This window comes from Actinopolyspora lacussalsi, assembly GCA_030803735.1.
GTDB lineage: Bacteria > Actinomycetota > Actinomycetes > Mycobacteriales > Pseudonocardiaceae > Actinopolyspora > Actinopolyspora lacussalsi.
The window spans coordinates 1,933,636-1,952,315 of record JAURUC010000001.1 but is presented as its reverse complement, the minus strand read 5'-3'; the positions used below and the strand labels follow the sequence as shown (position 1 = coordinate 1,952,315).

The 18,680-nt window shown below is 68.2% G+C and carries 21 protein-coding genes; 15 read left to right on the top strand and 6 right to left on the bottom strand.

Features of this window, described 5'->3' with window-relative positions:
• A complete protein-coding gene (locus tag J2S53_RS08555; RefSeq protein WP_456240546.1) occupies positions 1 to 192 on the top strand; it encodes a DUF397 domain-containing protein in 192 nt (63 codons plus the stop codon).
• Between the two features lie 110 nt (positions 193 to 302).
• Here the strand turns inward: J2S53_RS08555 and J2S53_RS08550 are convergent, their stop codons facing one another.
• The 3 genes from J2S53_RS08550 to J2S53_RS08540 form a co-directional block, all read right to left on the bottom strand.
• A complete protein-coding gene (locus tag J2S53_RS08550; protein WP_456242744.1) occupies positions 303 to 842 on the bottom strand; it encodes a DUF3558 domain-containing protein in 540 nt (179 codons plus the stop codon).
• A 2-nt stretch (positions 843 to 844) separates the two neighbouring features.
• Positions 845 to 1,264 (bottom strand): hypothetical protein, encoded by a 420-nt coding sequence (locus tag J2S53_RS08545; protein ID WP_456240545.1) that lies wholly within the window; start codon positions 1,262 to 1,264, stop codon positions 845 to 847.
• A 655-nt stretch (positions 1,265 to 1,919) separates the two neighbouring features.
• Entirely contained in the window at positions 1,920 to 2,135 is a 216-nt protein-coding gene (locus J2S53_RS08540; RefSeq protein WP_456240544.1) for a hypothetical protein, read from the bottom strand.
• Between the two features lie 144 nt (positions 2,136 to 2,279).
• Between J2S53_RS08540 and J2S53_RS08535 the strand changes: the two genes are divergently transcribed.
• Positions 2,280 to 3,239 carry a GlxA family transcriptional regulator gene (locus tag J2S53_RS08535; protein ID WP_456240543.1) on the top strand — a complete coding sequence of 320 codons (960 nt, stop codon included), beginning with the start codon at positions 2,280 to 2,282 and terminating at the stop codon, positions 3,237 to 3,239.
• A gap of 20 nt (positions 3,240 to 3,259) precedes the next feature.
• Here J2S53_RS08535 and J2S53_RS08530 read toward each other — a convergent pair whose 3' ends face one another.
• Positions 3,260 to 5,362, bottom strand: coding sequence for an elongation factor G-like protein EF-G2 (locus tag J2S53_RS08530; protein WP_456240542.1), 2,103 nt, complete (start codon positions 5,360 to 5,362; stop codon positions 3,260 to 3,262).
• Positions 5,363 to 5,720: 358 nt separating this feature from the next.
• Between J2S53_RS08530 and pdxS the strand changes: the two genes are divergently transcribed.
• Positions 5,721 to 6,641: a pyridoxal 5'-phosphate synthase lyase subunit PdxS gene (pdxS, locus tag J2S53_RS08525; RefSeq protein WP_456240541.1), complete on the top strand. Its 921-nt coding sequence runs from the start codon at positions 5,721 to 5,723 to the stop codon at positions 6,639 to 6,641.
• 102 nt (positions 6,642 to 6,743) lie between these two features.
• On the opposite strand, the gene J2S53_RS08520 is transcribed toward pdxS, so the two are convergent.
• Positions 6,744 to 7,304 (bottom strand): helix-turn-helix domain-containing protein, encoded by a 561-nt coding sequence (locus tag J2S53_RS08520; protein WP_456240540.1) that lies wholly within the window; start codon positions 7,302 to 7,304, stop codon positions 6,744 to 6,746.
• A gap of 70 nt (positions 7,305 to 7,374) precedes the next feature.
• On the opposite strand from J2S53_RS08520, the gene J2S53_RS08515 reads away from it, so the two are divergent.
• The 4 genes from J2S53_RS08515 (at position 7,375) to J2S53_RS08500 (ending at position 9,942) form a co-directional block, all read left to right on the top strand.
• Positions 7,375 to 8,100 (top strand): AzlC family ABC transporter permease, encoded by a 726-nt coding sequence (locus tag J2S53_RS08515; protein ID WP_456240539.1) that lies wholly within the window; start codon positions 7,375 to 7,377, stop codon positions 8,098 to 8,100.
• Entirely contained in the window at positions 8,097 to 8,396 is a 300-nt protein-coding gene (locus tag J2S53_RS08510; RefSeq protein WP_456240538.1) for an AzlD domain-containing protein, read from the top strand. Before J2S53_RS08515 ends, J2S53_RS08510 begins: the two co-directional genes overlap by 4 nt.
• Before the next feature lie 92 nt (positions 8,397 to 8,488).
• Complete coding sequence (gene pdxT, locus J2S53_RS08505) at positions 8,489 to 9,193, top strand: pyridoxal 5'-phosphate synthase glutaminase subunit PdxT (protein ID WP_456240537.1); 705 nt, start codon at positions 8,489 to 8,491, stop codon at positions 9,191 to 9,193.
• Positions 9,190 to 9,942, top strand: coding sequence for a YebC/PmpR family DNA-binding transcriptional regulator (locus J2S53_RS08500; RefSeq protein ID WP_456240536.1), 753 nt, complete (start codon positions 9,190 to 9,192; stop codon positions 9,940 to 9,942). The genes pdxT and J2S53_RS08500 overlap by 4 nt, the downstream gene beginning before the upstream one ends.
• 132 nt (positions 9,943 to 10,074) lie before the next feature.
• Here J2S53_RS08500 and J2S53_RS08495 read toward each other — a convergent pair whose 3' ends face one another.
• Positions 10,075 to 10,704: an SAM-dependent methyltransferase gene (locus J2S53_RS08495; RefSeq protein WP_456240535.1), complete on the bottom strand. Its 630-nt coding sequence runs from the start codon at positions 10,702 to 10,704 to the stop codon at positions 10,075 to 10,077.
• A gap of 304 nt (positions 10,705 to 11,008) precedes the next feature.
• Here J2S53_RS08495 and J2S53_RS08490 point away from each other — a divergent pair, with 304 nt between their 5' ends.
• The 8 genes from J2S53_RS08490 to secF all read left to right on the top strand — a co-directional run bounded on the left by J2S53_RS08490 (position 11,009) and on the right by secF (position 18,675).
• Complete coding sequence (locus tag J2S53_RS08490; RefSeq protein ID WP_456240534.1) at positions 11,009 to 11,518, top strand: DUF4262 domain-containing protein; 510 nt, start codon at positions 11,009 to 11,011, stop codon at positions 11,516 to 11,518.
• 76 nt (positions 11,519 to 11,594) lie between these two features.
• Positions 11,595 to 11,759, top strand: coding sequence for a hypothetical protein (locus J2S53_RS08485; protein WP_456240533.1), 165 nt, complete (start codon positions 11,595 to 11,597; stop codon positions 11,757 to 11,759).
• 142 nt (positions 11,760 to 11,901) lie between these two features.
• The gene (gene ruvC, locus J2S53_RS08480) at positions 11,902 to 12,489 is read left to right on the top strand and encodes a crossover junction endodeoxyribonuclease RuvC (protein ID WP_092927351.1); all 588 of its coding nucleotides are present in this window, start codon (positions 11,902 to 11,904) and stop codon (positions 12,487 to 12,489) included.
• Positions 12,486 to 13,124, top strand: a complete 639-nt coding sequence (gene ruvA, locus J2S53_RS08475) for a Holliday junction branch migration protein RuvA (protein ID WP_456240532.1) — start codon at positions 12,486 to 12,488, stop codon at positions 13,122 to 13,124. Before ruvC ends, ruvA begins: the two co-directional genes overlap by 4 nt.
• Positions 13,125 to 13,187: 63 nt before the next feature.
• Positions 13,188 to 14,303: a Holliday junction branch migration DNA helicase RuvB gene (gene ruvB / locus J2S53_RS08470; RefSeq protein WP_456240531.1), complete on the top strand. Its 1,116-nt coding sequence runs from the start codon at positions 13,188 to 13,190 to the stop codon at positions 14,301 to 14,303.
• A gap of 327 nt (positions 14,304 to 14,630) precedes the next feature.
• Positions 14,631 to 14,975, top strand: coding sequence for a preprotein translocase subunit YajC (gene yajC / locus J2S53_RS08465; protein ID WP_456242743.1), 345 nt, complete (start codon positions 14,631 to 14,633; stop codon positions 14,973 to 14,975).
• A 607-nt stretch (positions 14,976 to 15,582) separates the two neighbouring features.
• The gene (gene secD, locus J2S53_RS08460) at positions 15,583 to 17,391 is read left to right on the top strand and encodes a protein translocase subunit SecD (protein ID WP_456240530.1); all 1,809 of its coding nucleotides are present in this window, start codon (positions 15,583 to 15,585) and stop codon (positions 17,389 to 17,391) included.
• A gap of 3 nt (positions 17,392 to 17,394) precedes the next feature.
• Complete coding sequence (gene secF / locus J2S53_RS08455) at positions 17,395 to 18,675, top strand: protein translocase subunit SecF (protein WP_456240529.1); 1,281 nt, start codon at positions 17,395 to 17,397, stop codon at positions 18,673 to 18,675.
• Positions 18,676 to 18,680: the final 5 nt, after the last annotated feature.

Sequence of the window (18,680 nt, the reverse complement as noted above, 5' to 3'; positions counted from 1 at the left end):
ATGACGATGCCCCCGCGAGGTTGGCGCAAGTCGAGCCGGTCCGGGCCGAACAGCAGCTGTGTGGAGGTCGGCCGAGTCGGCGACGGCGCGGCGGTCCGCGACACCAAGGACCGCTCGCTCGGCTACTTCACCACCACGAGCGCGCAGTGGCAGACGTTCCTGCACGCGGTCAAGACCGACCGGTTCAGCTGAGACGGACCCGGCGACACAGCGCCTCCGACACCACCGGAGGCGCTACCCGCGCCCTCACTCCCGCTGAGAACGAAGCTCACCTACCAGCGCAGCGTGCCGCGACAACCCGCTCACGTGGGCTCAGGAACGTTCGGCTCGATCTTCTTCGCGAGCTCCAGTCCTTTGGCGCACTCATCAATCTCGTCAAAGCGACCAACTTCAAGAGCTTGAACCTGGATAAGTCCCTGGCCAGCATCAAACATCACGTTGCAGATTCGGGCCTGAGTTGAGCCCTTGGTAATTGCCGTCGCTCCGGGGCGCCCGTTCACCTTCGTCCGATCAAACTTGGCCCAATTCGATTCTCCCTCAGAAGATGAAACCGTCTGACGTTTATTTTTGATGATAGTAGCGTCAACTGGATCTCCCTCATACTTGCACGCAGGTTTCCATGGAAGCATTTCTTCGGGTTTTCCAGGAAGTTGCAATCCGAAGGACTTCAAGGTTTCCGATGAGAGGATCTCGCAAGGCTTAACACTCGCCAATACTTCCCCCGAAGGCGATTCCCCTGTGGTCTCCGAGGAGCCGTCACCAGCGCCTTCACTTGGCGAACACGCGGAAGCGCTGACCAGCGCTACGCCCGCAACAATAGTCATCAATGACCGCTTCCACATGCTCACTGTGCGCCCCTCCGCAGATCCCCGGCAATCTGCTCATCGGTAGCCTGATAGTTCTCCTTGGCCTGCTCGAACAGACTCGCCTTGCGTCGCAACTCGTCAGCGAACTGTCTAAGCAGATCCGCCGCACCGGTCGAACCATTACTCGCTTTCTGACCGAACTTGGCAGCCAGCTGTTGGCCTGAGGTATAGGCCCCCAAACCAGGAACCTGCTGCAAACGGTCTGCCTTACCAGCAAGCGACTCAGCTTCCTCGGCCTCACATCTGTACACCTCGGCCGCCTTGTCGGCGGCTTGTGGTTCCATGCTCAGCCCACCGCCCGAGATCTGCTGCTGGATCCAGGAGTTCTCGTCCCGGATCGACTGCAACGCCGCCCCAGCTCCTTCGAAACCGGACGGTTCGGCACTCTGCTCAGCCATCACGGCTCCCTTCGTGCCCCGGACAACTCACCACTGCTCGGCGAAGTCGCCTCGTACGCCACGTAAGCCACCGGCGTGAGCGAGAGGTGACCCTCCGCTCGTTCCCGCGTCTCTCGGGTCTTCCCCGGCTCCGAGTAGCCAGCTCTCAGAACAGCTGGAGCAACGGTCTCGTCCTGGTCGCCACTACCCGCCATACGTGGCGGCATAGGCTCCTCCACGCTCGCAATCGAAGCGATCTCCCAGCCGGTCTCGAAGTGACATCATAAGGGTGACAAGCGGCAATTTGGAGCCACTCGAATCAAATTCACCCACATGGCATCGGATAGCGAATAACGGCGAGTGGTGAGAGTGCTGCTCGGTAGCACCGAAATCGATCCGCACAACTACACATTATGGTGATTTCAATAGGGCATTCGGCGGAATTTCGAATGCCGTCAAAGTCGTATCGTCGTTCCATGGCCTCGATGTCGGTCCTGCCGCGGCGAGCGCCGTGCGAAAGGTCCGGAACGCGGCCGGGCCGGTTGGTTTCGCGCGACCCGTACCGCGCACCGGCGAGGCGGTGATGGGTGAGTGCCCGCCCCGCCGGTTGTCGTCGTACCGTGTCGGCTTTCCGTGAGCTTGCTAAAAGCACCCGGTACTCCGGGCGGCCGGTGGCTCAGCCGACAGGTGTCGGCGTCTCGGCGTTCGCGGGACGTTCCGATCCTCGTGCGGCGTCGTCCGGTGCTGCCGTCCGAACCTCCATCCGAACGTCCGCCGCGCCGTCCCGCGTTGTTTCCCACGGCCGCAGCGAGCTCAGGTAGCGCTGCCACAACCACACGTTGTCGGCGTTGAACTCGCGGAATGCGTGCCGGAAAGCCCTCAACCGTCGCATGATCGCTCTCCTCGTTCGTGGTCTTCGAGTGCTCCGGCCGGCCGCTGGTAGCGGGTGATCACACCTGACAGCATGCGCCGCCCCGGCGAGGTCCACGAGTGGCAGATATGTCGATCGTCGATGATTTACTGCCACAATCGCGTCGTGCCTCATTCGTGGAACGTGGCGGTGCTGGTGGAGAACGGCGTGGCTCCGTTCGAGCTCGGAGTGGCCTGTGAGGTCTTCGGCACGGACCGTGGTGAGCAGGGACTTCCGACGTACGAGTTCGCGTTGTGCTCCGAGAGCCCGGGGCCACTTCGTACGAAGAGCGGTTTCCGGTTGATCGCCACGCACGGGCTGGAGCGGCTGCGGGAAGCCGATCTGGTGATCGTGCCGCCCATCGACGAGCCCACTCCGCCGGAGGTCTCCCGCTCCGTCATCGACGCGCTGTCGGAGGCGGTCGAAGCGGGTTCCTGGGTGGCCGCGCTGTGTTCCGGCGTGTTCGTGCTGGGGGAGGCGGGGCTGCTCGGCGGCGGCAGAGCGGCGGTTCACTGGTACAAGGCGGCCGATTTCCGCAGTCGGTTCCCCGGGATCGAAGTGGACGAGTCGGTGCTGTACACGGCGAATCCGCCGATCTTCACCAGTGCTGGAACGGCTGCCGCGATCGATCTGTGCCTGCACCTGGTACGGGTGCGGTCCGGTACTCGTACCGCGAACGCCATCGCCCGCCGGATGGTCGTGCCACCGCACCGGGAGGGTGGTCAGGCGCAGTACATCGAGCTGCCGGTGCCGACCTCGACCGACACGATGGGGCCGGTGCTCGATTGGATGGAGCACAACCTCCGCCGCGAGCTCACCGTCACCGAGCTCGCCCGCAGAGCGCGGATGTCACCGCGCACTTTCGCCCGCCGGTTCAGAACGGAGACCGGGACCACGCCGCATCACTGGCTCACCACGCGACGGGTCGCGCGTGCCCAGCAACTACTGGAGGACACCGACAGCACCCTCGAAGCCGTCGCCGACAACTGCGGATTCGGCAACGCCGCCGCGCTCCGGCATCACTTCCTGCGCAGGTTCTCCGTAACTCCCACCGAGTACCGCCACACCTTCCGGGAGAGGGGATAGTCCACGTTTCCTCCCGCGGTTCACCGCGGCAGCGGTTCGTAGCCCGCGAAGCTGCGGCTGAAGCTGGCGCTGCCCGAACTCAGCGAGCGCACGTTGATCGCGTAGCGCGTCAGTTCCGTGCTGGGCACGTGCGCCCGGACCACCGTCCAGCCGGTGTCCTCGGGTTCGGTGCCGATCACCCTGCCCCTGCGGCTGGACAGGTCACCGAGCACCGCCCCCAGGTGGTCGTCCGGGATGTGCACCTCCACCTCGTCCACCGGTTCCAGCGTGAGCAGCCCCGCCCGCTCCGCGGCGGACTTCAGCGCGAGGGCTCCGGCCGCCTGGAAGGCCGCGTCGGAGGAGTCCACGCTGTGCGTCTTGCCGTCCACCAGCGTCACCCGCAGATCCACGATCGGGCACTCCGGCTCGATCCCGCGCTCCAGCTGTGCACGGACGCCCTTCTCGACACTGGCGATGAACTGCTTGGGAACGGCACCACCGACGATCCGGTCGGCGAACTCGAACCCCGCACCTCGCTCCAGCGGCTCCACCTCGATGTCGCAGACCGCGTACTGCCCGTGCCCGCCCGACTGCTTGACGTATCTGCCGTGTCCCTTCGCGGGGCCGCGGAAGGTCTGCCGGAAGGCCACCCGCACCGGTTCGGTGTCCACGTCCACACCGTTCTCCCGCAACCGCTGCAGGATCACCTCGGCGTGCGCCTCGCCCATGCACCACAGCACCATCTGGTGCGTCTCGGTGGAGCGATCCAGCCGCAGCGTGGGGTCGGCGGCCAGCAGCCGGTTGAGGTTGCGGGCGAGCGCGTCGTCGTCGCCGTGCCCGGTGACGGCCATCGGCAGCAGCGGGTCGGGCATGTCCCACGGCTGCAGCAGCAGCGGGTCCTTGGGGTCGGAGACGGTGTCGCCGGTCTCGGCCGAGGCCAGCTTGGTCAGCGCGCACAGGTCGCCCGCCACGCAGTACGGCACCTCCCGCAGTCCGGCGCCCAGCGGGCTGTGGATGTGGCCGATGCGTTCGGCGGAGTCGTGATCGGGATGTCCCCGTTCCGCCAGGCCGTGACCGGACACGTGCGCCGGACGGTCCGGCGACAGCGTTCCGGAGAACACGCGCAGCACCGAGACCCGTCCCACGTAGGCGTCCACCGAGGTGTGCACCACCTCCGCCGCCAGCGGGCCGCTCGGATCGCACTCCAACCGGCGGGGGTTGCCTCCGTGCGGATCGGTGAACTCCGGGAGCACGTGCTCCAGCGGGGAGGGGAAGGCCCGGACGATGCCGTCCAGCAGTTCGGTCATCCCGATCCCGGTCTCGGCCGAGACCGGGATCACCGGCTGCAGCCCGCCGCGGGCCACCGCCGCCTCCAGATCACCGATGAGCGTCGCCTCCTCGATGTTCTCGCCGCCCAGGTAACGCTCCAGCAGGGTCTCGTCCTCGCTGCCCGCGATGATCCCCTCCAACAATCGGTCCCGGCCCGCCCTGGCCGACTCGTCCGGCGGTTCGGCGCTCGCTCGCACTATCGGCGTGCTGCCCTGCGAGTAGTCGTAGCTGCTACCGGTGAGCAGTCCGAAAAGCTCGGTCGGCGATCCACCGTGGTAGCGCGGCAGGTACAGCGGAACCACCCCGCTGCCGAACGCGGCCACGCAGGACTCGATCGCCGCCGTGGCGTCCGCGCGCGGCTGGTCCATGCGGGAGATCACCACCGCCCTGGGCATGCCGACCCTGTCGCACTCCTGCCATATCGTCCGGGTCGCGGAGTCCACCTCCTCGGTGGCGGCCACGACGAACAGCGCCGCGTCGGCCGCACGTAGTCCCGCGCGCAGCTCGCCGATGAAGTCGGCGTATCCGGGCGTGTCCACAAGGTTGATCTTGGTCTCGCGGTGCCACAGCGGAGCCACCGCCATGCCCACGGAACGCTGTTGCTCCACCGCGGCGGTCTCGTGGTCGCAGACCGTGCTTCCCTCGGTGACCGAACCACGTCTGCTGATGGTCGACGTGGTCGCCAGCAACCGTTCCACCAGTGTGGTCTTGCCGGAACCGGACGGGCCGACCAGCACCACGTTGCGAACGGCGGCGGGATCGGTCGCCGCCGGGACCGACTGAGCCTGCCCGTTGCCCGTGCGCTTGTTCCCCATCACTGCCCCCTGCCGCGTCGCACACCGGACTCGGATGTGGTGCCGAGCACACACCAGCTGGGAGGACTCCGCAAGGTCGAACCCGTGCGCACGGCGGGTCGTGAGTCGTTCGCGCGCCGAAAGTGGACTGGCGAGAAAGCCACGCAGTGGCCCGTTCGCCGTGCCGCGATCGCTCCTAGGCTCGGTCCTGTCGACCCCACCCGGCGTGTGTCGGCGACACCGTCGTGTTCGGGCGGCCCTGCTGTGCTCGGGCGGCCCTGCCGAGCCCTTCGGACGACGGTCGGCACCTCGCCGGTGGTCGGGGCGAGTTCTTCCCGGAAAGCACGTGCCGGGAGTCAACCGCGCGAAAGGATCGAACGTGACCAACGGCGACACGACCAGCCCGTCCGCCGGCACCCAGACGACCGGAACCGACGGTGTCAAGCGAGGCATGGCGGAAATGCTCAAGGGCGGCGTGATCATGGATGTCGTCACGCCGGAACAGGCGAGGATCGCCGAGGAGGCGGGGGCGGTCGCGGTCATGGCGCTGGAACGTGTGCCCGCCGACATCCGCTCCCAGGGGGGTGTCGCCCGGATGTCCGACCCCGAGATGATCGACAGCATCGTGCGTTCCGTGTCCATTCCGGTCATGGCCAAGGCACGTATCGGCCACTTCGTCGAGGCCGAGGTGCTGCAGTCGATCGGGGTGGACTACGTCGACGAGTCCGAGGTGCTCACCCCCGCCGACGAGGACAACCACATCGACAAGTGGCCCTTCACGGTGCCGTTCGTGTGCGGTGCGACCAACCTCGGTGAGGCGTTGCGTCGGATCTCGGAGGGCGCGGCGATGATCCGTTCCAAGGGAGAGGCCGGTACCGGCAACGTCGTCGAGGCGACCCGGCACATGCGGCGGATCCGCGCGGACATCCGCAGGCTGTCGGTGCTGGACGGCACCGAGCTCTACGCCGCCGCCAAGGAACTGCGGGTGCCGGTGGAGCTCGTGCGCGAGGTCGCTCGCACCGGCGAGCTGCCGGTGGTGCTGTTCACCGCGGGCGGGATCGCCACCCCGGCCGACGCGGTGATGATGCGCAGGCTGGGTGCCGAGGGAGTCTTCGTCGGCTCGGGCATCTTCAAGTCGGGGGATCCGGCGGCGCGCGCCGAGGCCATCGTCAAGGCCACCACCCTCTACGACGATCCCGAGCTGGTCGCGAAGGTCTCCCGTGGGCTCGGTGAGGCGATGGTCGGCATCAACGTCGACGACCTTCCGGAGGAGCAGCACTACGCCCAGCGCGGCTGGTGACGCCGCACCTCGATGTATCGGGGAACCGTCGCGCCGGATCCGGTCCGCTTTCCGGGACGGATTCCGTGGGCGGTTTCCCCGTACGAACCCACGAGCACCGGCTCAGGAGTGCTCCATCAGCAGCACCGCCGTGGTCGGACCGTCCACAGCCTGGTAGAGGTGCGGCACCGCTCCGGAGAACGTGGTGTAATCGCCCGGTTCGAGTTCGGCGGGCTCGTCGGCGGGGCCGCCGCGCATGCTTCCCGACACCACGATCAGGTGCTCGACCGTGCCCGGCTGGTGCGGCTCCGCCCGCCGGATCTCCCCGGCCTCCAGGCCGATCTCGTAGATGTCCCGGCTCGCCCCGGCGGGGCAGGCGGACAGCAGCCCCGCCGCGAAGCCGGCGTGTTCCGCCCGGATCTTGGGAGCCTGTCCCGCTCGGATCACCCTCGTGTGGGGGGTCGGCAGCTCCACGAGCCTGCTGAACGGCACGTTCAACGCGACGGCCAGCGCCCACAGTGTTTCCACCCCCGGGTTTCCCTCCCCGGATTCCAGCTGCGACAGCGTCGATTTGGCCACTCCGGCTCGCTTCGCCAGTTCGGACAGCGAGATTCCCGCGCGTTCGCGGTGGTGGCGCAGCGCGATCGAGATCGTCTCGATCGCCTCGGTCTCGGAGCCCCGCATAGTCGTTCCTTCTGGACTATCGATCGTTCGTCTTGACGAACGAAGTTCGTTTTGTTCATTATAGGAAACGATGCGTTCGACCAAAAGAACGAACCGTGCTTCCGACACCGCGCGATTACTGCCCGCAGTAACCTCCATGGCCCTCGCGCTCGTCGTGGTGGGAGCCTCGCTGGGAGCTATCGCGGTATCGAGTGGAGCCCCGCTGTGGCTGGTCACGGTAATGGCCGCGCTCGTCTTCGCCGGCGGTTCCGAGTTCCTGGTCGTGGGCCTGGCCACCGCCGGAGCCGCACCGCTGACCGTGCTGCTGGGCGGTTGGCTGCTCAACGCCCGTCATCTGCCTTACGGGCTGGCGATGGGCGACGTCCTCGACGGCGGTCTCTGGCGCAGACTGCTCGGGAGTCACCTGCTGGTCGACGAGGCCGTGGCCTTCGCGCTGGCCGAGTCCGAGCCGCGCCGCAGGCGACGTGCCTACTGGGTGGCGGGGACGACGCTCTACGCCGTGTGGGCGCCCTCGGTGCTGCTGGGCGGGCTGCTGGGACGCGGCCTCGGCGATCCCCAGCTGTTCGGACTCGACGCCGCACTGCCCGCCGGGCTGCTCACCCTCGTGCTGCCCGCCGTGCGGGACCGTCCGACCGCGCGTGCCGTGCTGCTCGGCTGTCTGCTCGCCGTGCTCACCGTCCCACTGCTGGAGGAGGGGCTCGCGGTGCTGGTCGCACTGCTCGGCACCGCCGCAGCACTGCTGCCCGTACCGGGCGTGAGGCGGGGAGCCGACGTCTCGGAAGGGGAAGCGGTATGACACTGGGCCTGGTACTGGCACTGGCCGCCGGGACCTACGCGATGCGTGCGGCGGGTCCGCTGCTGCGCGGCGGACTGCGCGTCTCCGAGCGCGGCAGGTGGATGCTCTCCGTGGCCGCGGTGACGCTGCTCGCCGCGTTCGTGGCCGTCAGCGCGTGCTACGAGTCGGGCTCGTTCGCGGGGTGGCCCCGCGTGATCGGGGTGCTCGTGGGTGGTGTGCTGGCATGGCGCCGGGCGCCCTTCGTGGTCGTGGTACTCGTCGCGGCTGGTGTCACGGCCGGGCTGCGCGCTCTGTGAGCGCGGCGACGGCTCGCGGGCAGTGCTGCCACGGCGCGGGACGGAGCTGACCCGGACGTTGCTCGTTCGCGCCACTGCCGGACAATCGTGGTGTGAACCCAGCTCAACCGGTCGTCGGCGTGCTCGCCCTGCAGGGCGGCGTCGCCGAGCATCTCGCCGCGCTGCGGCGCATCGGGGTGACCGCGTGCCCGGTGCGTCGTCCCGAGGAGCTCGCCCGAGTCGACGCCCTCGTGCTGCCGGGCGGGGAATCGACCACCATGACGCGGTTGTTGGACACCTTCGAACTCTTCGAGCCGCTGCGTGCGCGGCTGCGGGAAGGCATGCCCGCCTACGGTTCCTGCGCGGGCATGGTGCTGCTCGCGGACAGCGTGCTCGACGACCGCTCCGAGGTTCGGGGTAGTCCCGGCGTCCGATCGTTGGGGGCGCTGGACGTGGTCGTCCGCCGCAACGCCTTCGGGCGGCAGGTGGATTCCTTCGAGGCGGATCTCGACTTCGCCGGGATCGAAGGCCCGGCGTTGCGCGCCGTGTTCATTCGGGCCCCCCTCGTCGAGAAGGCGGGCGCCGATGTGACCGTGCTGGCCGACGTGCCGTCTCCCGCCGGGCCGCCGGACGGACGACCGGCGGAGACGGGTGCGGGTACCATCGTCGCGGTTCGGCAGGGACCGGTGCTCGCCACGGCTTTCCATCCCGAGCTGGTCAACGGTGACGACCGCGTGCACCGGCTGTTCGTGCGGATGATCAACGAGAACAGCGGGCATACCGGCCCGGTACGACCTGATACCACGGAGGAGAAATGAGCGGCCACTCCAAGTGGGCCACGACCAAGCACAAGAAGGCCGCCCTCGACGCCAAGCGCGGCAAGCTCTTCGCGAAGCTGACCAAGAACATCGAGGTCGCCGCGCGTACGGGTGGGGGCGACCCGGAGGCCAACCCCACGCTGTTCGACGCCATGCAGAAGGCGCGCAAGTCCTCGGTACCGCAGGACAACATAGAGCGCGCCCGCAAGCGCGGCGCCGGTGAGGAAGCAGGCGGCGCCGACTGGGAGACGGTCATGTACGAGGGCTACGCCCCCAACGGGGTGGCCGTGCTGATCGAGTGCCTGACCGACAATCGCAACCGCGCCGCGGGCGATGTGCGTACCGCCATGAACAAGCACGGCGGTTCGATGGCCGACGCCGGGTCGGTGGCCTACCTGTTCAACCGGCGTGGCGTGGTGATCCTGCCCAAGAACGGTCTCAGCGAGGAGGACGTCCTCGGCGCCGTGCTGGATGCGGGCGCCGAGGAGATCGAGGACCTCGGCGAGAACTACGAGATCCTCTGCGAGCCGAGCGACCTCGTGCCGGTCCGCAAGGCCCTGCAGGCCGAGGGCATCGAGTACGACTCCGCTGAGCCCAGCTTCCTGCCGTCGGTCAACGTTCCGCTGGACAGCGAGGGCGCACGCAAGGTCTTCAAGCTCATCGACGTGCTGGAGGACTGCGACGACGTGCAGAACGTCTACTCGAACTTCGACGTCAGCGACGAGGTCATGGCCCAGGTCTCGGGGTGAGCCGGGTGGAACTTCCGGACAGCGGGGTCCGGAAGTTCCCGTGCGTGCTTGACGGCGGCCCGTGCGGGCCGCGGGATCCGTGCGAGGGGCGTGGTCGGGCGGATCGCGTCCCGGCACGGTGCCCACGAACGCTCAGAGCCTGCGGACCCGTGCCAGCCAGGCCGCCGTGTCGACCTGCTCCTCGGGCGAGACGTCGAACCGTGCGGCGTACTCCTCGCCGGCGACCCCGCGGTAGACGTGCGGCTCCAGGGACTCGACGGTCCAACCGTCATCGAACGAGTTCCGCACCTGCTCGGCGCTCAGGCGCGGCCCACCGGCGTCCTCGGCGTCCGACAGCGCGAGCACGTGCACCACGGCCCCCGGCCCGCACACCGCGTGCAGGCTCCTGGTGTAGCGGCGCCGCTCCGCTTCGCCGAACACGTGCAGCAGGGCGCTGTCCACGACGGTGTCGAACCGCGGTTCGCTGCCGAGATCGAACGCGTCGGCCACTTCGAAACGCGCGGCCACCCCGCGTTCGGCCGCGTTGTCCCGTGCCCGCGCCACGGCGGTCCGGGAACCGTCCACGCCGAGCACGTCGTAACCGAGCTCCGCCAGCAGGATGGTGTGCTCGCCCTCGCCGCAACCGGGATCCAGCACCGGACCCCCGATCCACCCCTGTTGCTCCAGTTCGACGATCGCGGGCTGAGGGCCGCCGATCACCCACGGCGGGTTGCCCTCCCGGTATGCCTGCTCGAAGTGATCCCGCGAGATCGAAGTGTCCATGATGTTCTCCCAGTCGTCCGTTCGTCCCCGGTTCGGGTGTGCCCGATTCGTGCGCGCGGTGTCGTTCGTGCCCGGTGCGTCGTTCCTGCCGGCGTCGCGCTTTCGTACGGCACCGCCGAGCATGCGAGTTCGAGTGAACTCGAAGTCAAGATCGCTCGTATCTTCCGCCGAACTTCCCGTTTCGCGACCGACGACGGCGTGTCTCCGGCACCCACCCGTGAACTAGGCTTCGCCCCGACGCGGCGCTCGCCGGGTACGCGCGGTCGCGCCGGGAACGACCCCGTCGACGAAGAGGTGACACGTGATGACCGGAACTGCGAACTCGACGGAGGGACTGCGGCGCTGGTTGGTCGAAACCTCGGAGCGGTACGGGGCTGCCGTGCTGCACGTTCCAGAGGAGGAGGACCACGCGCCGTACTCCTTCTCGGTGGGCGCGTGGCGGAGGTTCGGCAAGCCGGAGCTCGTGGTGATCGGGCTGCCCGAGCATGTGGGTCGGAGCGTGGTGGACACCTACATCGAGCGCGTCGGCCGTGGCGAGCGGTTCATCACCGGCAGGCTCTACGAGGGCTTCCTGGCCGAACAGCCCGTCACCTTCGAGCGCGTGGCCGGGATGTACTACCCGGAGTACCTGGGAAGCGCGATGCTGGTTTACGGCGACGACGACTTCCCCGCGCTGCAACTGCTGTTACCCACCCCGGACACCGGGCTGTTTCCCTGGTCCGAGCGGGCTCCCGAGGGCTTCGCCGATTACCAGCCGGTGCTGACCCGAAGTGGTGTTCCGGAGAGCTGGAAACCCGGCCACGACGGAGCCTGAGAATCCCGCTGCCGAATGCCGGGTGGCCCGAGAAATCGTTGGACACGACCGCGTGCCCGTTGCGTGAATACGTGCCGTGACCGGCGCGGGGACGCGCATCGAGGCGCTGCACGAGCACGACAGCACTCCCCGGGTGCTCCCCCGGCCCGGCGACAGTCGGGACGCCCACTGGGACCGCCTGCCGCGGAGTGCCCCGCTCATCCCCCTGCTGTTCACGCCGCGGGTGAGCCTGCCCGGCTGACTCCCCGTCCGCGCCGCCTCGTCCGGTCGGTCCGGTCTCGTCCGGGTGATACGGCGTGCGTGTCGCCGTGGTCGGGCCCGTCCGGCCTGCCGTTATCATTCGAACGCGTGTTCAAAGCGGGCTCGCGCGAGAGGATGTGGGTGTGCGCATACTGGGAGTCGATCCGGGACTGACACGCTGCGGAGTCGGTGTCGTCGAGGGCGGGCAGCGGCGCGGGGTGAGCTGTCTCGGGGTCGGTGTGGTGCGCAGTCCCGTGGACGACGAGCTTCCCCGGCGCCTCGTGGCCATCGCCGACGGGGTGGAGGAGTGGATCGACCGGCACGAACCGGAAGTCGTGGCGATCGAACGGGTCTTCAGTCAGCAGAACGTGCGCTCGGTCATGGGAACCGCGCAGGTGTCCGGCATCGTGGCGCTGGCCGCCGCTCGGCGGGACATCCAGGTGGCCTTCCACACCCCGAGTTCGGTCAAGGCCGCCATCAGCGGTTCCGGCAAGGCCGACAAGCGACAGGTCACCGCGATGGTGAGCAAGGTGCTGGGCATGTCGAGCCCACCGAAACCCGCCGACGCGGCCGACGCGCTGGCGCTGGCACTCTGTCATCTCTGGCGGGCTCCCATGGTCGGCAGGCTCGCCGAGGCGGAGCAGCGCGCGGCCGAACTCGCGCGCAATCATCAACAACGGCTGCGGCAGGCAGCACGAGACTCGTCCGGTACAAGGGGGAACCACCGATGATCGCTTCGGTGCGGGGTGAGGTGCTTTCGGTCGGACTGGATCACGCGGTGATCGAGGTCGGCGGCGTGGGAATGGCCGTGTACGCGACACCGGCGACGTTGGGTGGACTGCGGCGCGGCTCCGAGGCGAACCTGGCCACCTCGCTGATAGTGCGGGAGGACTCGCTGACGCTCTACGGATTCGCCGACGCGCAGGCCCGTGACCTGTTCACGCTGCTGCAGACCGCATCGGGTGTGGGACCGAGGCTGGCGCTGGCCGCGCTGGCGGTGCTCGACCCCGCCCAGCTGCGCGACGCGCTGAGCCAGGGCGACATCGGGGCGCTGACCCGTGTTCCCGGCATCGGCAAGAAGAACGCCGAACGGCTCACCCTGGAGCTGCGGGACAAGGTGGCGGCGCTGTCCGTCCAGCCCGGCGTCGATCCCGCGTGGGCGACCACGGAGGCGGGTGCTGCTCCCGGGGGTGCCGTCGTGGACACCGCCGGTATCCGTTCCGAGGTCAGCGAGGCCCTGGTCGGGCTCGGGTTCTCCGCGAAACAGGCGGAGCATAGCGTCAACGCGGTGCTGGCCGAGAACGGCGGCGAGACCGACACCTCCACCGTGCTGCGCAAGGCGCTGGCCGGTCTCGGTCCCAAGTAGTGCGCCCCGGGAGCACAGCGGCGCGACAATCGAAAGTGGCACGAGCGAAGTTCTGAGGAAACGATGCACGAGGACGGGCCGGTGGAGCCGGAAGCCGAGACCCCGGACGCGACGGATGCCTCCGAGGAAACCCTCTCGCCGCACCGCGCCAATGGTGAACAGGAGATCGACGCGAGCCTACGCCCGCGCAAGCTCGACGACTTCGTGGGCCAGCAGCGCGTCCGCGAGCAGCTGCGCCTGGTGCTGCAAGGTGCCCTCGGGAGGGGGGAGCAGCCCGATCACATCCTGTTCGCGGGGCCACCGGGGCTCGGCAAGACCAGCCTGGCCATGATCCTGGCGACCGAACTGGGCTCTGCCATCAGGGTGACCTCGGGCCCGGCACTGGAACGTCCGGGGGACCTGGCCGCGATGCTGTCCAACCTCACCGCCGGGGACGTGCTGTTCATCGACGAGATACACCGCATGGCGCGCCCGGCAGAGGAGATGCTCTACCTGGCGATGGAGGACTACCGGGTCGACGTCGTCGTCGGCAAGGGGCCGGGCGCCACCAGCATCCCGCTGGACATCGCCCCGTTCACCCTGGTGGGGGCGACCACTCGTTCGGGTTCGTTGACCGGCCCGTTGCGGGACCGGTTCGGGTTCACCGCGCACATGGAGTTCTACGAACCCGCCGAGTTGGAGGAGGTCATCAACCGTTCGGCCGGGATTCTCGGTGTGGACCTGCGCCCGGACGGTGCCACCGAGATAGCCCGGAGGTGTCGGGGGACGCCGCGTATCGCCAACCGGCTGCTGCGGCGGGTCCGCGACTACGCCGAGGTGCGCTCCGACGGAGTGGTCACCGTCGAGGTGGCCCGCGCCGCGCTGGAGGTCTACGACGTGGACGAGCTCGGACTCGACCGCCTCGACCGGGCGGTGCTCGGCTCACTGGCCCGCTCGTTCGGGGGCGGACCGGTGGGTGCCTCGACGCTGTCGGTGGCCGTGGGCGAGGAGCAGAGCACCATCGAGGAGGTGTGCGAGCCGTACCTGGTCCGTGCCGGCATGTTGGCCCGGACACCGCGTGGGCGGGTCGCCACCGCCGCGGCCTGGCAGCATCTCGGCATGGTGGCACCGGCTAACGCTTTCGGTGCGGCGCCCGTGGCCGAGTCGGAACCGGTCGAACCAGGGTTGTTCGACGAGTGACCCGGGATTTTCGGGAGTGCGGCGCTGAGCGGTTCGGTCCGGGAATCCTGCCGGTGGGCTGTCGACCGGATGCGACGTTGTGCGCTGCATCACTGGTCGATCCGTCCGGGGCGGTGTGCCCACCGGAAGGGCAGGGGCGGTTATGTGCTGGTGAACCTGGCACACTGGGGGGCGGTACATCCGAATAGTCCGGGCGCCGGTGGGGCACGGCTCCGTTGTCGCGGTCGCCGCGCTGTCCGGGTGACGTCCGTGGATGGAGCAAGATTGTCGACAGAGTATTTGATCCCGATTCTGTTCGTCGCCTTCGCGGCGCTGCTGTTCTTCCAGATGCGCAAGCAGCGCAAGGCGATGAATGAGCAGCAGAAGCTGCAGAACTCGCTGACGGTCGGTGACCGAGTGATGACCACCTCCGGATTGTTCGGCACCGTGGTCGAGACCGAGGACGACTCGATCGAACTCGAGATCGCCGACGGTGTGGTCACGACCTGGCTGCGTCAGGCGATCCGTGAGCGGGTCGACACCGAGGTCGACGAGGACGAGCTCGACGAGGATGACAACGACGAGGACGACGAGGACGTTGTCGACTCCTCGGAGCGGACTTCCTCGGACGAGGACTCCGACGTCACCGAGAACGCGGATACCCAGAAGACGGAGACCCAGAAGACGGGCTGATCGGGATTTCCCGCCCGGGCGGCAACCGGGAGAGTGTCTCTCGGCGCAAAAGGCGTCGGGCTGAGCACTCGCTCGGCCCGCGTGGTCGTGAGGTCTGCCGCGTCGCGCTCCCACGAGGAAGCCGCACACGTGGCGAACTGGATCGCCACGTCGTGGTCACCGCGGGTGACGGCGGACGGCGGGTGCCGCGCGGTGGGCACCGCCAGGGGCGGACAGCGAAAACTCAATGAGAGTCGCGTTCGACGGTCCGTTCGAGGTCGTGCGGCGTGCGGTGAGGTCCGGCGCGTGCTTTCGGCGGCGACCCCCGCGTCGCCGCCGAGCGTGCCGCCCGCTGCACGGTAGTGTCGACCATTCGCTCATTCCGGGGAGGCCCCGCCGTGCGTGGGAGCACCACCGGGACGTGCGGTGCCGATCACCCGTGCCGTGTCCGGCGAGTGGATCACGATTCAGTACCTGCGCGACGCCGTCGGGATGTGACCTGTCAAACTGGACGCCGTTGTCGCGTCAGCCACGTGCGGTGTCGGCACCGTGAGGGCCGGGCGCGACGGCGGCTTTGGACGACTGCCGGACCTTCGGCACCGACCCCGGACGAGGAGACGGACCTAACGTGGCACCTCCACGCGGGCAGATCCGGCCGGCGCGTTATCTGCTGGCCTTCGTGGCGATTCTGCTGGGCATATACAGCCTTGTGTTCTTCACCGGTGACCGCAAACCAGTTCCGGAGCTGGGCATCGACCTGCAGGGCGGTACCCGGGTGACGCTCACGGCGCGGACCCCCAACGGTAAACCCCCCACCGACGAGTCGTTGCAGCAGGCTCGCGAGATCATCGAGCAGCGCGTGAACGGGCTCGGTGTCAGCGGATCCGAGGTCACCGTCGACGGCACCAACCTGGTGATCACGGTGCCCGGCAAGGACGGTGAGCAAGCCAAGCGGCTCGGGCAGACCGCGGAACTGAATCTGCGCAAGGTCAACCAGGTTGTTCCGGTCAGCGCGTTGCAGGGCAACCAACCCGGCCAGGGCAACCAACCCGGCCAGGGCAACCAGCCTGGGCAGGGCGATCAGTCGGGGCAGAGCGGGGACTCCAGCCAGAACGGCGGGTCGAGCGAATCCGGGGACCAGTCCTCCGACACCACGCCACAGGCGGTGGGCGCGCAGCAGGCTCCGGCGCAGGACCAACCGGACGAGGACTCCCAGTCCGGCGATGGTGAGCAGCAGTCCGACAACCAGCAGAGCGGTAACCAGCAGAACGGTAACCAGCAGAACGGGGACCAGCTGACCAGGGCCGAACGGATCGAGCAGGCCAAGCAGCTGCGCCAGAGCGAGAACCCGACCATGCAGCGGCAGGCACTGCTGACGCTGGACTGCAACGCGCCCGACCCGTTGCGCGGCAACGCCGACCCCGAACGCCCGTTGGTGACCTGTGGTGACGACGGTGAGCGCAAGTATATCCTCGACCCGGTACTGATTCCCGGTACCCAGATCAGCGACGCCAACTCCTCTCCACCGGGGCAGCGTAAGGCGGAGTGGACCGTAAACCTGGAGTTCAAGAACCAGGGCAAGAACACCTGGGCCGACTTCACCTCGCAGAACGTGGGTGAGCAGGTGGCCTTCGTGCTCGACAACGGGGTGGTCTCCGCCCCGTCCATCAACGACGCGATCGTCGGCGGAACCACCTCGATCTCCGGCAACTTCAACCAGGAGACGGCCAGCAACCTCGCCAACACGCTCAAGTACGGCGCGCTGCCACTCGCGTTCGACCAGTCCACCGCCGAGACCGTCTCGCCGACACTGGGGATCGCCTCGTTGCAGGCCGCGTTGCTGGCAGGTGGCATCGGACTGATCCTCGTGGCGGTCTACTGCCTGCTCTACTACCGGCTGCTGGGATTGCTGACGATCCTTTCGCTGGTGCTGTCCGGTGCGGTCGTCTACGGCGTACTGGTGCTGTTCGGCCGTTGGATCGGGTTCACGCTCGACCTGCCGGGCATGGCCGGTTTCATCATCGCGATCGGTATCACCGCGGACTCGTTCATCGTCTTCTTCGAACGACTCAAGGACGAGATACGCGAGGGCAGAACGTTCCGATCCGCGGTGCCGCGTTCCTGGGCCCGTGCCCGACGGACGATTCTCTCGGCCGACGCGGTCAGCTTCCTCGCGGCGGGTGTGCTGTACCTGCTCGCGGTCGGCCAGGTGAAGGGCTTCGCCTTCACTCTCGGGATGTCGACGGTGCTGGACCTGATCGTCGTCTTCCTGGTCACCCACCCACTCGTGGCGCTGGCCTCGCGCAGCAAGTTCCTCTCCCGCCCGGGGCTGACCGGTCTCGGCGCGGTCCAGCGGATGGGCGAACGCGCCAGGGCACAGCGGAAGGGCGTCAACCGGCAGCAGAGTGCTTCCAACGGCACTCCGAAGGAGGCGTGAGTCGTGGACACGACCGGCAGCAACGGGAGCGATCCCGCCGCGACCGACGCGAGCGGCACCGAGGCCAAGCGTGGGGTGCTGCAACGGCTCTACACCGGTACCGGTGCTTTCGACATCGTCGGCAAGCGCAAGTACTGGTACGCCATCCTCGGGCTGCTGATGCTGGTCTCCGCCCTTTTCGTCGGCGTCAAGGGCTTCAACCTCAGCATCGAGTTCGAGGGCGGGACCAACATCTCGATGCCCGCGCAGGGCTCCTCCGGACAGATCAGCACCGAAGAGGCCGAGGACTCTTTCCAGCAGGCGCTCGGCTCCGAGCCGTCCTCGGTGCAGCTGGTGGGCAGCGGTGACAGCCAGACGCTGCAGATCAACACCGAGAAGCTGTCGCAGGCCGACCTGGTCCAGGTCAAGTCGGCCCTGTTCCAGGATCTGCAACCGCTGGGAACCAACGGTCAGCCCAGCGCGGACGCGATCAGCGACAGCGCCGTCAGCGGTACCTGGGGCAGCGAGATCACCCAGCAGGCGTTGATCGCCCTGGCCGTGTTCCTCGTGCTGGTGACCGTGTTCCTGGCGTTCTACTTCGAGCGGTGGATGGCGGTCGGCGCCCTGGTGGCGTTGCTGCACGACGTGCTCGTCACCGCGGGCATCTACTCGATGACCGGGTTCCAGGTCAGTCCCAGCACGGTGATCGGTCTGCTCACGATCCTCGGTTTCTCGCTGTACGACACGGTCGTGGTCTTCGACAAGGTCAAGGAGAACACCACCGGGCTGCTGAGCACCACCAGGCGTACCTATCCCGAGGCGGCCAACCTGGCCGTCAACCAGTCCCTGATGCGTTCGATCAACACTTCGGTGATCGCGTTGCTGCCGGTGCTCGGCCTGCTGGTCGTCGGTGCCGGCCTGCTGGGCGTAGGTGTGCTGCGGGATCTCGCGCTGGTGCAGGGCGTCGGCATGCTGGCGGGTGTGCTCTCCTCGCTGCTGCTGGCCACCCCGCTGTTGGTCGACCTGAAGATGCGCGAGTCCAAGTACCGCGTACACGCCGACAAGGTCGCCCAGCGCAGGAGCAACCGGGGCGGTGACGCGACCGCCACGGTCAACGGGGCCACCACCGATGACCGGTCCGACTCCGAGTCCGAGGTGAGCACGACCGGGAAGACGCGCTCCGCCCGCGACAAGACCAACGGGACGGGTGGTGCGAAGCTGGCCGGTGCGGGTGCCGCCGGTTCCGGCGGGGCGCAGCCTTCGGGGAAAGCGGGACGTCGTTCCGCCGGACGCAAGCGGCGGTGACCGAG

Excerpts from the sequence above, each read along its gene's own strand:
- J2S53_RS08515 (WP_456240539.1), top strand. The coding sequence starts at position 7,375 with ATGCGTTCGACCAAAAGAACGAACCGTGCTTCCGACACCGCGCGATTA.
- J2S53_RS08520 (WP_456240540.1), bottom strand. The coding sequence starts at position 7,304 with ATGCGGGGCTCCGAGACCGAGGCGATCGAGACGATCTCGATCGCGCTG.
- yajC (WP_456242743.1), top strand. The coding sequence starts at position 14,631 with ATGCGCAAGCAGCGCAAGGCGATGAATGAGCAGCAGAAGCTGCAGAAC.
- J2S53_RS08540 (WP_456240544.1), bottom strand. The coding sequence starts at position 2,135 with ATGCGACGGTTGAGGGCTTTCCGGCACGCATTCCGCGAGTTCAACGCC.
- J2S53_RS08490 (WP_456240534.1), top strand. The coding sequence starts at position 11,009 with ATGACCGGAACTGCGAACTCGACGGAGGGACTGCGGCGCTGGTTGGTC.
- J2S53_RS08530 (WP_456240542.1), bottom strand. The coding sequence starts at position 5,362 with ATGGGGAACAAGCGCACGGGCAACGGGCAGGCTCAGTCGGTCCCGGCG.
- ruvB (WP_456240531.1), top strand. The coding sequence starts at position 13,188 with ATGCACGAGGACGGGCCGGTGGAGCCGGAAGCCGAGACCCCGGACGCG.
- J2S53_RS08500 (WP_456240536.1), top strand. The coding sequence starts at position 9,190 with ATGAGCGGCCACTCCAAGTGGGCCACGACCAAGCACAAGAAGGCCGCC.
- J2S53_RS08555 (WP_456240546.1), top strand. The coding sequence starts at position 1 with ATGACGATGCCCCCGCGAGGTTGGCGCAAGTCGAGCCGGTCCGGGCCG.
- J2S53_RS08510 (WP_456240538.1), top strand. The coding sequence starts at position 8,097 with ATGACACTGGGCCTGGTACTGGCACTGGCCGCCGGGACCTACGCGATG.
- J2S53_RS08550 (WP_456242744.1), bottom strand. The coding sequence starts at position 842 with ATGTGGAAGCGGTCATTGATGACTATTGTTGCGGGCGTAGCGCTGGTC.
- ruvA (WP_456240532.1), top strand. The coding sequence starts at position 12,486 with ATGATCGCTTCGGTGCGGGGTGAGGTGCTTTCGGTCGGACTGGATCAC.
- J2S53_RS08545 (WP_456240545.1), bottom strand. The coding sequence starts at position 1,264 with ATGGCTGAGCAGAGTGCCGAACCGTCCGGTTTCGAAGGAGCTGGGGCG.
- J2S53_RS08495 (WP_456240535.1), bottom strand. The coding sequence starts at position 10,704 with ATGGACACTTCGATCTCGCGGGATCACTTCGAGCAGGCATACCGGGAG.